Source organism: Sphingomonas sp. Root720, from assembly GCF_001428605.1.
GTDB lineage: Bacteria > Pseudomonadota > Alphaproteobacteria > Sphingomonadales > Sphingomonadaceae > Rhizorhabdus.
Genome location: NZ_LMID01000013.1, coordinates 671,367 through 684,730, shown reverse-complemented (window position 1 = coordinate 684,730; position 13,364 = coordinate 671,367). Strand labels below are relative to the sequence as shown.

At 63.9% G+C, this 13,364-nt stretch carries 10 protein-coding genes; 8 read left to right on the top strand and 2 right to left on the bottom strand.

Annotation, left to right across the window (positions count from 1 at the left end):
* The first annotated feature begins 24 nt into the window (after positions 1-24).
* The 3 genes from ASE22_RS20630 (at position 25) to ASE22_RS20620 (ending at position 4,002) form a co-directional block, all read left to right on the top strand.
* Complete coding sequence (locus tag ASE22_RS20630; RefSeq protein ID WP_162248205.1) at positions 25-1,056, top strand: ABC transporter substrate-binding protein; 1,032 nt, start codon at positions 25-27, stop codon at positions 1,054-1,056.
* 311 nt (positions 1,057-1,367) lie between these two features.
* Complete coding sequence (locus ASE22_RS20625; protein ID WP_235536470.1) at positions 1,368-2,813, top strand: aldehyde dehydrogenase family protein; 1,446 nt, start codon at positions 1,368-1,370, stop codon at positions 2,811-2,813.
* Positions 2,814-3,207: 394 nt separating this feature from the next.
* Positions 3,208-4,002 (top strand): 2-keto-4-pentenoate hydratase, encoded by a 795-nt coding sequence (locus tag ASE22_RS20620; RefSeq protein WP_156397762.1) that lies wholly within the window; start codon positions 3,208-3,210, stop codon positions 4,000-4,002.
* Between the two features lie 107 nt (positions 4,003-4,109).
* On the opposite strand, the gene ASE22_RS20615 is transcribed toward ASE22_RS20620, so the two are convergent.
* Both ASE22_RS20615 and ASE22_RS20605 read right to left on the bottom strand, forming a co-directional pair.
* Positions 4,110-4,886 (bottom strand): SDR family oxidoreductase, encoded by a 777-nt coding sequence (locus tag ASE22_RS20615; protein WP_056364200.1) that lies wholly within the window; start codon positions 4,884-4,886, stop codon positions 4,110-4,112.
* Between the two features lie 953 nt (positions 4,887-5,839).
* A complete protein-coding gene (locus tag ASE22_RS20605) occupies positions 5,840-6,319 on the bottom strand; it encodes an Lrp/AsnC family transcriptional regulator (RefSeq protein ID WP_056363985.1) in 480 nt (159 codons plus the stop codon).
* A gap of 269 nt (positions 6,320-6,588) precedes the next feature.
* On the opposite strand from ASE22_RS20605, the gene ASE22_RS20600 reads away from it, so the two are divergent.
* The 5 genes from ASE22_RS20600 to ASE22_RS20580 are packed head-to-tail and all read left to right on the top strand — an operon-like array spanning position 6,589 to position 13,313.
* Complete coding sequence (locus tag ASE22_RS20600; RefSeq protein WP_056363983.1) at positions 6,589-8,085, top strand: S10 family peptidase; 1,497 nt, start codon at positions 6,589-6,591, stop codon at positions 8,083-8,085.
* A gap of 15 nt (positions 8,086-8,100) precedes the next feature.
* Positions 8,101-8,397: a hypothetical protein gene (locus ASE22_RS20595; protein ID WP_056363980.1), complete on the top strand. Its 297-nt coding sequence runs from the start codon at positions 8,101-8,103 to the stop codon at positions 8,395-8,397.
* Positions 8,394-10,499, top strand: coding sequence for an amidohydrolase family protein (locus ASE22_RS20590; RefSeq protein WP_056363978.1), 2,106 nt, complete (start codon positions 8,394-8,396; stop codon positions 10,497-10,499). Before ASE22_RS20595 ends, ASE22_RS20590 begins: the two co-directional genes overlap by 4 nt.
* A complete protein-coding gene (locus ASE22_RS20585) occupies positions 10,489-11,982 on the top strand; it encodes a S10 family peptidase (RefSeq protein WP_056363976.1) in 1,494 nt (497 codons plus the stop codon). The genes ASE22_RS20590 and ASE22_RS20585 overlap by 11 nt, the downstream gene beginning before the upstream one ends.
* Positions 11,979-13,313 (top strand): APC family permease, encoded by a 1,335-nt coding sequence (locus tag ASE22_RS20580; RefSeq protein ID WP_056363974.1) that lies wholly within the window; start codon positions 11,979-11,981, stop codon positions 13,311-13,313. The genes ASE22_RS20585 and ASE22_RS20580 overlap by 4 nt, the downstream gene beginning before the upstream one ends.
* Positions 13,314-13,364: the final 51 nt, after the last annotated feature.

The window sequence follows — 13,364 nt, the reverse complement described above, 5'->3', positions numbered from 1 at the left end:
AGAAATCATTCTCAGTTAATGAATATGACTGAGAATGATTTTGGTCAGAGAGGTTTGGTCATGTCGCATTTAATAGGCAAATTCATTCTTGCTATCGCTTTGGCAGTTGTCCCTGCTGCGATCTTGGCCGAACCCCTACGCGTTGTCGGGAACACCCAGGTCTTTGAATCCGGCGCCCTGGCTCTGGCGGCGGAAACGTCCCCCAAAGGAACGGTGGAGTTCAGCCTGGGCGGGGTGCCCAACCTTTGGGATACCGGGCTGCCTGCGTTGACGGCGGTCGTTACCGCCGGAGGTCCAGTAGCGCCTACGTCCCATGACAGGCTCGCGGATCTGGCGGCCAACGCCGAAACCCAATTCCTGCGTGCCACGGTTGCCCATCCCGATGGGCGCTATCTTTTCACCGTGGTCGAGGGAATTTATCGCATTGTTGGCCGCAAGTCCAAAGGCATCGCCCATGAAACGGACTTGAAGGGAAAGCGCATCGCCACATATCCTGGCACGTCGGCGGCGTTCTATCTGCGCAAAGTGCTTGAGCGATCGGGCCTGACGGAAAAAGACGTCACAATCGTGCAGTTGCCGCCGAAAGCCTGTGCCGAAGCGCTGATCGCGGGGACGGTCGATGCGATGTCGATGTGGGAGCCCCACGCCGAAGATGCGATTCGTACGATTGGTGCCGACGTGATCACCTTCCAGCCTGCGGACGGGTATCGGGAAATCTATTCGCTCTACGCAACCGCCGCGACCCTGAACAATCCCACCAAACGAGCGCAGATCGTGGCATATGTTCGCGAGATGATCCTGGCTTGTAAGCAGGGGACGACCAATCCGGGGCGCATTCAGGCTCTTCTTTCCGTAAATACGGGCCGTTCGAAAGAGGACATTGCCGCTGCCTGGAATTATAATCTTTTATGCGCCACCTCGCCGAATATCCTCGACGTGATGGTCGAGGAGGAAATCTGGCTTGCGGCGCAGGACGGTCGTGAACCCAGGACTCGGCAGCAAATAGCCACGCTGATCGATTCGAGTGTGTTGGATGAGGCAAAGCGCCTGAAATGATAGCCGCGGATCATGGCGCCGCATTCTATGCCATGTCGTTAGTCTGATGTGGCCTTCTCATGCCGGAGATCGGCCTTTGATGCCTGCGGATTATCGGTTCGCCCAAGATACGCTACCTTTCGGCGGGCTGTACCTAGTTCGTCGACGTGATCCTGTGGTGGCGAGTCCGCGCTGCGCCACCACCCGCCGTAAGGCGTAGCCCGTGACCATCCGGCCACGAGAAGCGCAGACACTGGGCGCTTTCAAGGCGCGGAAATCCCGGCCGTCGAAGTGCGGGATGTCGAAGTGATGAACGATAGACCAAGGTCGCGATGGTCGATCGCGGTTTGCTGGTGAGGGCCATGGATAGTTTGAAATTTTATATCGACGGCGCATGGACCACCCCCCTGTCGCCCTTGGCGCTGGACATCATCAATCCCGCCACGGAGGAAGCGTTTGCGCGGATCAGCATGGGTTCGCATGCCGATGTCGATCGTGCCGCCAGAGCCGCCCGCGTCGCCTTTGCCCAATTTTCCCGGACAAGCGTGGAGGAACGGCTCGGCTATCTGCGACGGATTATCGACGGTTTCCGCTCCAATCTGCAAGAGCTCGGACGCATGATGACGCTCGAAATGGGCGCGCCGATAACCTTCGCAACCGAGCGTCAGGCAACCGTTGCGCTCTTCCATTTCGAAGAAGCGGCACGTGTGCTGGCGAATTACAGGTTCGAGGAACGGATGGGCCCGGGCATTGTACGCCGCGAGCCGATCGGCGTCTGCGGCCTGATCACGCCGTGGAACTGGCCGCTCAACCAGGTCGCCTCAAAGGTCGCACCTGCGTTGGCAACGGGCTGTACGGTCGTTCTCAAGCCGAGCGAGATCGCTCCGCTCAGCGCGATGCGCCTGGCGGAGATCATCCACGATGCCGGCGTTCCGCCCGGCGTGTTCAATCTCGTCAATGGTCACGGCCCGACAGTCGGCGAAGCTATCGCATCGCATCCCGAGATCGACATGGTCTCGATCACCGGATCGACCGGGGCGGGCATCAAGGTGGCCAAGCTCGCAGCAGATACGGTCAAGCGCGTCGCGCAGGAACTGGGCGGGAAATCCGCCAACATCATCCTCGCGGACGCCGACCTGCCGGCCGCGGTGACGGAGGGCGTACACGCCTGCTATGTCAACGCCGGCCAGAACTGCCAATCGCCCACACGTATGCTGATACCACGTGCGGCACGCGCCGTTGCATTCGAGGCCGCGCGTGCGGCGGTCGGTAGCATTCGTCTTGGTGACCCGCTCGATCCGGCAACGACAATGGGCCCCCTCGTCAGCAAAGCGCAGTTCGACAAGGTCCAGGCCCTGATTCAGACCGGCGTCGATGAAGGAGCCACCCTGATAGCGGGAGGCGTGGGACGTCCCGCCGAACTGAATCGAGGATTTTACGTTCGGCCGACCGTGTTCGGCGACGTCACCCCCGATATGACGATTGCCCGCGAAGAAATCTTCGGCCCCGTGCTGTCGATCATGAGCTATGATGACGAAGAGGAAGCCATTGGCATCGCCAACGATACGCCATTCGGGCTCGCGGGCTTCGTCCAGTCGGCCGACCGCGATCACGCGCTTCGGGTGGCCGCACGCATTCGAGCGGGCCGCGTTTATCTCAATGGCGCGCCATTCGACCGGAGCTTGCCGTTCGGTGGCTATAAGCAATCCGGAAACGGACGTGAATTCGGCATTTTCGGCTTCGAGGAATATCTCGAGGTGAAGGCGATCCTGGGCTAGGGCCACCGCGGCGGCGAGCTGGTGTCCGCCCAACGGCGTCGCAACATGTCCGGCCCGTTCCTGGCGGCCAGCCGTGCCAGACCTCATTTTGGCCTATCGCACGGTGGCGCGTTTCGGCGGGAGTTTTCCCGATCAGCTCGGTTTGAAAATCCCGCATCCCCCTTGGTAGACACGGCATCTTTCCCGAACCTCGTGCTGTCGCCTGGCGGCATATTCGCTGAGTGTGACGGACCAAGACGCCTCATGGCAGCATTCAAATCGAAGTTCCGTAGAACGGAAACTTCAGTCTCTTGCGTTGCACCTGTGCATATCCCTGGTGAAGTTGGCCTTGGGTTGGCCTTGGGTTGGCCTTGGGTTGGCGATGGCCTGTGTAGGGAGGTTAGCGATCTTGAATATGACCGAACGCCAGGCGCTGATAGCAGGGCTGGAGGCGGCGCGGCGGACGCGTGCCGCGGTAGCATTGCCGCGTGTCGATCATCCCGAGCTGACGCTGGAGACGGCCTATGTCGTGCAGCAGGATTGGGTCGCATCACGTATCAAAAACGAGGGGCGGCGGGCGATTGGCTACAAGGTGGCGTTAACAACGCGCGGGCTACAACGCGCATTCGGCACGGACGGGCCGGTGTTTGGCGTGTTGCTCGACGACATGGAATTTGACGAAGGCGCGCCGATTCCAATTGACCGGTTCGTTGCGCCGAAGGTCGAGATGGAACTTTGCTTTCGCATGGCCAGACGACTAGCGGGCCCGTGCAGCGAGGCGGATGCGATTGCCGCGATCGACTGGATCGCGCCGGCGATCGAGATACTCGATAGCCGCACAGTGATGTTCGATCCCGCGAGCGGTCAGGCGCGGTCCGCCATCGATATCGTCGCAGACGCGGGTGGCGCGGCGGGCTTCGTCGTGTCGCCGCGTCGAATGAGCCAGGGCGACACGGATCTTAGTCGCATGGGAGCGGTGCTCTACCACAACGGCGAAGCTGAGGATTCCGGGCTATTTTCGCTTGTGTTCGGACGGCCGGAGCGCGCGCTGACGTGGCTCGCCGGGGCACTGGCAGAGCAGGGCCGGGCAATCGAGGCGGGAGACATGGTTCTCTCGGGATCCGTAATCAAACCTTATCCCGTCGCGCGCGGGGATCGGTTCGAATTCGACTATGGTTCCTCTGGAACGATCGCGTTACGCTTCGAGTAAATCTTTGATCGCATCCGTGTGGTGGCGTGGGTCTCGACACGAGACGCGGACCGCCTCAAACTCAGCCGGTATACTACACCTCGGGCTTGAACATCTGCGCTCCGACCTCAAAGCGCCGCGATATAGCCGCCGTCGAGCGCGATGGTCGATCCGTTGACATAAGCGCCAGCGCGGGAGGCGAGGAAGACGCATGCACCCTGGATATCCTGCGGTGTGCCGGCGCGCTTGACCGGGATGTAGGTCTCGATACTTTTCCTGACCGCCTCCGAGCCGGTATCGGTAAGGCGCGAATGAAATGGACCGGGGGCGATCGCGTTGACCCGAATCTGCTCGAGGCCGAGCCGCTTGGCCAATGCGCGCGTCAGATGATGGATCGCTGCCTTCGACGCGCCGTAGGGATAGGCTTCCCAGTTCGGGATGTGCAGCCCCCCGATTGAACCGATATTGATGACGCTTGCATGATTTTCGGCACTCGCGGCGGCGCGTAGCAAGGGCAGGGCTTGCTGTGTAAGCAGGAATGGTGCGCGCAAGTTGACGTCCATCACGTCGTCCCAAGCTTCTGCGCTGACGTCGGCGATAGGGCCGCGATTGTTGGCGCCGGCATTATTGACGAGGATATCGAGCCTCGTTTCATGCGCTTTGAGCGCGTCGATCAAGGCGGCAGCGCCGTTCGCCTCTCGGAGGTCTGCGGCCAAGCCGACACAATGCCCGCCCGCGACCGCGATTTCGGCAGCTGCTTCCCGGGCGTGGTCAAGGTCGCGCGCTGCGATATAGGTTCTGACACCGCGCCTGACATATCCTTCAGCGATCATCGCGCCGATCCCGCTGGTTCCGCCAGTGACCAAGGCAACCTTGCCCGCCACGTCAAAAAGGTCGTCTGCCATCGCCGTCACCATCCTTCACTTTGCATCGCTGCCGCGCTGGAAATGACATGTGCGATTGGCAGCATGCTATCAACGGGACGATCCGTACATTCCGGCATGCAGAAAATTGCGATCCCAACGAACGTACGCAGCCCACACCCGCTATCTATTCTGCAGCGCTATGGCCCGCCGACCAACATCCCGCCTAGCCGGGCGCTCGCGGCATGATCCGGCATGGCCATCTGCCTTGCCGGAACAGCAATGCTGTCTCGTCGTGCAACGTCGAGTTCTCTTGCGACACAAACGGGCTCGTCCGATCTCTGTCCGAGATGTTCGAAATCGCGCTTCCGGAAACTACTTGATGCGGGTGAGCGCCATTCAGAACGTCATTACCGGAGGCATCTTCAAACCGGTGTCGATGCCGACGATCGTATAGAGCAGCACGAGCATGCAGCCATGCGCCATCGAAGATCAATCATGATGGCGTATCCGTTTGGCGCGATAACGGGTCGAAAATGGTCAGCGCATCATCGTGTCCTGACGGCAGAAAGATTCGCGCACGATATTCTCTCTCAATAAAATGGACGTCGGGTATCGAGAGAAACGCAGCCGCATTCCAAGAAACTGCGTGTATCCCATAGAGGATCACCAACTATCGGAACGCTGACAGGCGGACCGGAAGTCGATCTGTCCTCGTCTGGGTGGTCCATCGCCTATGATAGTTTGGATCCCGAAAGGGACGTCGAATGCCGAGCAAGAAGCACGAGCCGGAATGGATGATCGGCAAGCTGCGTGAAGTTGAGATCGTGCTGGCGCAGGGCGGAACTGCGGCCGGAGCCTGACGCGCAGAACGTCGTTTCCTCGGCGACTTCCGTGCCTGGTGGGGCTCGCGGCTTGCAGCTGTTCGCAAGCGGCAGCCAGGGCTTGGCGCGTCGCAAGGGCGACGGCCTTGCATGCGGCTGATGGCTCAAAAATCAGAAGCGGGTCTTGCGAACCGGAATTGCGGTGGTCTGCTTGATTTCCGACAGGGTCACCGTCGACTGGACATCCTGTACGCCGGGCAGCTTCAAGATCACGCGGAAGATGAACTTCTGATACCAGTCGAGCGATTCCGCGATGATCTTCAGCAGCACGTCGCGCTCGCCGAAGATCGTGTGGCACTCCATGATCTCGGGCGTATTCTCGATTTTCCGGTTGAACTCGGCGCGCAGCTCGTCGCTCAGGGTCACCATCTTCAAGGTCGCGAAGATATAGAGGCTGTCGCCGAATTTCTTGCGGTCGAGCACCGCCACCTGTCCGGTGATATAGCCCTCGTCGCGCAGCCGCTGGAGCCGCCGCCAGCAGGGCGATTGCGACAGGCCCACCCGCTCGGCCAGTTCGGTCGTCGACAGTGCGGCGTCCTTCTGGATCTGCTCCAGTATCTTGATGTCGATCGGTGTCAGCGCTTCGGTCATGGGGCCCTCGTCCGGTTGCGAACATGTTCCGAGAGAGCCGGCTTTCGCGCAACATAAATTTTCCGGGTATAATGCGATTATCGGCCAACATTATCTGCGGACGCGCCGGATTGTCATAGCGGCGGCACGGCATGGCGGGGCCGTGGCGTGTATATTCGCCTGCCGCCCGGAGAATATTCTATGCAGTCGCGTACCGCACGTCGCTAAACTTCGCATAACCATTTCGCGAAGCCATCCATAAAGTGACCTGATCGGAGGGCCTCTCGCACATGATGATCAGAACCGCTTTCGTCCCGTTCGTCCTGGCATCGGTGACCGGCCTTGCCATCGCCCTCGCGGCGCCCGCGATAGCCCAGCAGGACGGCGCGCAGCCGGTTCGCGACCAGGTCGATCATCCGGCCGTCGTCACGAAGCACAAGGGCCGGTTCGGCGGGCAGAGCATCGCCTATACCGCGACGGTCGAGGGGATATCGGTGATGACGGGCGCCAATGAAGGCGCGAAGATCGTCAGCTTCGCCTATACCCGCGACAAGGTCGATCCGGCGAAGCGGCCGGTGATGTTCCTGTTCAACGGCGGGCCGATCGTCGCCGCGCAATATCTGCATATCGGCGGCATCGGGCCGAAGCGGGTCGCCTATCCCGACGATGTGAAGGCCGATCCGTCGACCTTCGCCCTCGTCGACAATATTTATTCGCCGCTCGACGCGGTCGACATGGTCTTCGTCGATCCCGCCTCGACCGGGTTCAGCCGGGTCGCGCCGGGCACCGATCCCAAGGCCTATTTCTCGGTAAAGGCCGATGCGGCCCAGTTCGCCGCCTATATCCGCGCCTGGCTGAAGCAGCATGGCCGCGAAGGGTCCCCCGTCTACCTGACCGGCGAAAGCTACGGCACCAACCGCGCGGCGGAAATTGCCGGGCAACTCGCCGACGGCCCGGTCCCGCTGCCGCTGGCCGGCATCTTCCTCTATGGGCAGGCCGCCAACATCATCGAATATTCGCAGCGTGCGGCCAACGTCACCAGCTATGTCGCTTCGCTCCCGACGATCGCCGCGATCGGCTTTTATCACGGCAAGGCCGATCGCAAGGGGCGCTCGCTCGAAACCTTCCTCGCCGAAGCGCGCAGCTTCGCCAAGGGCGACTATCTGACCGTCCTTTACCAGGGCAACGCTGCGTCGGATGGCGACAGGCGCCGGATCGCCGATCGCCTGGCGGAATATAGCGGCATCGCTGCCGACTGGTATCTCGCCAACGATCTGAAGATCACCAAGGAACGCTACCGGGTCGAGCTGCTCAAGGATCAGGGCCTGCTGCTCGGGCGGTCCGACGCCCGCTATACCGCACCGATCACCGACAAGGGCAGTGGCGCCGACCCGGCCGACGTGCTGATGCAGGGCGTGCAGACGTTCATGCCCATCTACCTGCGCCAGGATCTGAAGGTCGACTGGAAGGATCCTTATGTCCCCGCGGTCGCGATCGCCAGCCTGGAGGATTGGGGCTGGGGCGACGGTACCAGCCCCTTCGCCGACTGGCCCTATTACAAGGGCATCACCAGGATGATGACGCTCAACCCCGGCTTTCGCCTCCTGATCGGCAACGGCACCTACGATACCCAGACGACGATGGGTGCGGCCGAGCTGCTGGCGACCCAGTCGGGCTGGGATCCCGCCCGCGTTACGCTGCGCTATTATGATGGCGGCCACACCGGCTATTCGGTGGCGGCAACCGCCAAGGCGATCGGCGACGACATCCGCGCCCTCGTCCGCTGATCCCGGGGAAATTCGATGGAGATTGCTTTCCACGATGTCGGACAGGGCGAACGGCTGTTCGACTATCCCGACCGCATCGCGGCGATGCGCGGCCTGCCGGAGGCCGGCAAGGCGCTGCCGCCGCGGCAGATCGTCCACGGGCCGGACGACGCCACCATCGGTCCGGCCGGCGAAATCCACGCCGGCATTCCCGTCGGGCACGAAAGCCCCGACCAGATGACGACGTACAAGTCCCTCCTCCCTGTCGTGCAGGATCTCGCCACCACGGCGTACGTCCATGCGCGCGCCACTTCGGAAGGCTCTGCCGCGTGAAGACGCCGTTTCTCAATACCCTCCTGGGCGTGCTGCTGCTCGGCGCGTCGGCCACCGCCTTCGCCGCGACGGAGACGTTCTCGATCCTCTCCAATGGCGAAAAGGTCGGTTCGGTCGTCGTCGACAGCGAGGGGGACCGCGCCAGCGTCGACTACCGGATCGACAATAATGGCCGCGGCCCCAAGCATCGCGAGGAGCTGACCTTCGGCGCCGGCGGCATCCCCACCGCCTGGACGATCAAGGGCACGTCGCTGATGGGCGGCACGGTGGACGAGAGCTACCGCTGGTCGGGCGGCCGTGCGCAGTGGAGCAGCCAGGCCGATACCGGCAACATCAGGGCGAAGCGGGCCCCGCTCTATGTCGTCAACGATGACAGCCCCTATGCGGTCTGGGTCTATGCCCGCGCCGCCCTTGCCCGACCCGACCACGCCATCCCGGTGCTGCCCTCCGGGAAGATCGCCCTCGAACAGCTCAAGACGATGACGATCGGCGAAGGCGACGCCGCGACCGAAGTCACCGCCTGGCGGCTGACCGGCGTCCAGCTCAACCCCAGCTATCTGCTGCTCGACAAGGACCGCAAGCTGTTCGCGCTGTTCGGTCCCGGCGGCGACGGCACGACGATCCGCGAGGGCTATGAGGCGGCGGTGCCGATGCTCGGCAAGCTCGGCGGCGAGCTGGAGACCGAGCGCGCCCTGACGCTCCAGCAGAAGCTGGCGCACCGCTTCGATGCTCCCGTCCGCATCCGCAACGTCCGCGTTTTCGATCCCGACAGCGGCACGCTGTCGCCGCTGTCGACCGTCGTTGTGATGCGCGACACGATCACCCAGGTGATCGCCGACGACCGGCTGCCGGTGCCCGAAGACGAGGTGGCGATCGATGGCGAGGGCGGCACCGTCTATCCCGGCCTGCACGACATGCATTCGCACGCCACCCTGCCGTCCGGTCTGATGTACCTCGCCGCCGGGGTCACCGCGACCCGGGACATGGGCAATGACAATGGCTTCCTGCAGGACCTGCTCACGAAGATCGATGCCGGACAGGTCGCCTGGCCGCGCATCCAGCCCAACGGCTTCATCGAGGGCCGCAGCCCCTATTCGGCGCGCTTCGGTTTCATCCCCGCCTCGGTCGACGAAGCGCTGAAGGACGTTCGCTGGTACGCCGACCGCGGCTATGCCGAGATCAAGATCTACAATTCGATGAACCCCGACTGGGTGAAGCCGATCGCCGCCGAGGCGCACCGGCTCGGTCTGCGCGTCACTGGCCATGTCCCCGCCTTCGACACGCCCGACCGGGTGATCGAGGACGGCTATGACTCGATCGCGCATCTCAACCAGCTGATGCTGGGCTGGATATTGCGCCCCGAGGAGGATAGCCGCACCCCGTTACGCCTCACCGCGATGGCGCGCGGCGGATCGCTCGACCTCGATTCGGAGCGGGTCCAGAAGACCGTCCGGCTGATGAAGCAGCGTGGTACCGCGCTCGATACCACCATCGTCATCCTCGAACAGCTGATGATGAGCCGCGCGCGGCAGGTGCCGATGGGGCAGGAGGATTTCCTGTCGCACATGCCGGTCGGCTTCCAGCGCTACCGCAAGCGCTCCTTCGTCACGATCGCCGACAAGGCCGAGGCCGACGCCTATCAGGCGGGCTATGACAAGATGCTCGAGACGGTGGGCATGCTGCACAAGCAGGGTATCCGGCTGCTGCCCGGCACCGACGACGCGACCGGCTTCTCGGTCCAGCGCGAGGTCGAGCTCTATGTGAAGGCGGGGCTGACCCCGGCCGAAGCGCTGCGCGCCGCGACCCTGGGGGCGGAAGAATTCCTTGGCCGTGCCGATCGGCTCGGCAGCATAACGAAGGGCAAGCTCGCCGATCTCGTGCTGGTGCCGGGCGATCCGACAAAGGACATCAGCGCAATCCGCCGGCCGCGCCTGGTGATGAAGGGCGGGACGGTCTATTTCCCGACCGAGATCTACACCGCGCTCGGCATCGAACCCTTCACGACCGCGCCCGCCATCCGTCCGGCCGTCAAGGTCGCGCAGCGGGACAATGGCGGCGACGCGGTCGGCTTCGGCTATGGGGAGCATTTCCATGGGGATTGATCGCGCGCTGATCGGATTGGCGATCGCGCTGGCCGCACTTCCGGCGACCGCCGCTCCACCCCAGGCGACTGCGCCCGCCGAGGTACCGGCACAGCCACGCGTCCTTCGATCGGAAGGGCAGGGGACGTTCGGCGGCACGAAGCTGCGCTATGCGGCGGCGGTCGAGGAGTTCCTCCTGCCGGGTGCGAGCATCTTCGCCACCAGCTATGTGCGCAGCGACGTCCGCGATGCGACCGGCCGGCCGGTGGTCTTCGCCTTCAACGGCGGGCCGGGCTCGTCCTCGCTCTGGCTGCACCTGGGCGTGATGGGGCCGCGCCGCGTCGATTTCGACGATGAGACGAAGCCGCGCACCGTCGCGCCCTTCGCCACCGTCGCCAATCCCGACAGCCCGCTCGACGTCGCCGACATCGTGCTGATCGATCCGCCGGGCACCGGTTACAGCCGCGTCCTTCCCGGCGGGAAGACCAGCGAGTTCTACGGCGTCGAACAGGATGCGCGCGCGATGGTGCAGGTCGTCCAGCAATGGCTGCGCCGCCACGGCCGCACCAATTCGCCGAAATTTCTCGTCTCCGAAAGCTATGGCACCGTCCGCGCGGCGGTGATGGCGCGGATGATGGCCGGCGGCCCGACCCAGACCGGTACGATGGACGCGCTCGCGCTCAACGGCGTCGTCCTGCTCGGCCAGGCGATGGACATGCGGGGCGGCGACGACGACCGCGCCTATCTCGCCATTCTCCCCTCGCTCGCCGCCACCGCCTGTCATTTCGGCAAGGCCGCGGCCGGCTGCACGCCCGCGGGGCAGGCCGAGGCGGCGAGGCACTTCATCGAGAGCAGCTATCTCGCGGCGCTCTATGCCGGGTCACGCCTGCCTGCCGAGCGCAAGGCGGCGGTCGCGCACGAGATGGCGGCGCTGATCGGCCTGTCGGAGAAGGATATCCTCGCCGCCGACCTGCGCGTCTCGGGCCCGGCCTTCGCGAAGCTGCTGCTGGCCGACAGGGGCGAGCGTATCGGCATGTACGATGCGCGCTTCACCCTGCCGCTGCAGGGGGCGGGCGGCGATCCGGTCGCCGACGATCCGGCGATGGGCCAATATGTGCCCGGCTTCGTCGGCGCCTGGGCCGATTATGCAGCGAAGATATTGAAGGTCGATCTCGATATTCCCTATGAGCCGATCGCCTTTCGCGACGTGAACGGCCGCTGGGATTATGGTTTCGGACCGGGCGTCCCCGTGGGAAAGAATTATGCGCTCGACCTTGCTGCCGCGATGAACCGCAATCCGGCGATGCGGTTGATGGTCGGTACCGGCTATTATGACCTGGTGACCCCGCTGGGCAGCGCCGACTATGTCCTGGCCCATGCCGGCGTGCCGCTCGCCCGTACCAGCGTCCGCGGCTATGCGTCGGGCCATGGCCCCTATCTGGGCGCCGAGGCGCGCACCGCCCTGGTCCGCGATCTCCGCGCCTTCCTGGTCGCCGCCAAGTGAACGCCCCTGCCGAACGCGCGACCCTGCGCAAGAGCGTCGGACTGGTCGGCGTCGTCACCTTCGGTGCCGGCACCGCGATCGGCGTCTCGATCTTCTCGATCCTCCAGCCGACCGCCGCGGTCGCCGGATCGGGCCTGCTCGCCGCGATCGGCGTGGCGGCGGTACCGATGCTCGTCTTCGCGGTCGCCTATGCCTATCTCGGCTCGGCTCTGCCGGTCTCCGGTGCCTCCTATGAATGGCCGACCCGCTTCATCCATCCCGGTGTCGGCTTCATGATCGCCTGGCTGCGCGTCATCGCCAATGTCGGTGCGCTGACGATCCTGTCGCGGGTGATGGTCAGCTATCTCGGCATGGTCTTCCCGATCCCGCTGAAGCCGGCGATGGCGGTGACGATCACCGCTGTCTTCGCGCTCAACTACGTCGGCGTGTCGATCGCTGCGAAGGTGCAGGCGCAGCTGATGGCGCTGCTGCTGATCATCCTCGCCGTCTTCGTCGGAACCGGCCTGCCGCATTTCGATCCCGCCCTGGTCGGCAATCCGCTCGATACGCCGCCGCTCGCTATCCTCGCGGTCGTGCCGCTGATGATCACCCTGTTCCTTGGGATCGAATCCGCGGTCGAGATCGGCGAGGAGGTGCGCGACGCCCAGCGCAACGTTCCGCTCGGCATCGCATTGGCGATCGGCCTGACCGCGCTGGTCTACGGCCTCGTCGCGCTCACCGCCCTGGGCCTCATCGGACCGGAGAAGCTGGCGGTCAGCCAGGCGCCGCTGCTCGACGCGTCGAAGGTGGTGCTGGGCGACCTGGCGATCCCGCTGATCGTCGGCGCCGCCTGCTTCTCGATCATCAAGTCGATGAACGCCGCTACGCTCACCTTTTCGCGCAGCCTGTTCGCGATGGGCCGCAACGGCGCGTTGCCCCACGCGATCGGCGCGATCCACCCGCGCTTCGGCACGCCGCACCGGGCGATCCTGCTTGGCTATGTCTGCGCCATGTCGGGGCTGATGCTGCCGCCCAGCCTCATCTTCCTGCTGCTCGCGGTCAACGTCCCGACCATGCTCAAATATATGGCCTGCGCCTATTCGGCGACCGTCGTCGCGCGCCGCCATCCCGAGATCCACGCCCGTTCCGCGCTGCGCTTGTCGCGCGGGACGGTGGTCGGGGTCGGCTATGCCGGCGTGGTCTGCGCGCTGCTGGTGGGCGCGTTCGGTATCGAAGCCGACCCGCGCCCCTATCTGCTGGTCGGCGGCTGGCTGATCGTCGGGCTGGTCTACTGGTTCGCCAAGGGCTGGATCGATGCCCGCGGCAAGGCCAAGCGCGCTTTGCGCGAATAAGCGATCAAATTATGCGCAATGGCGGGTCCCTCCGCTCAGATAGAATAATTA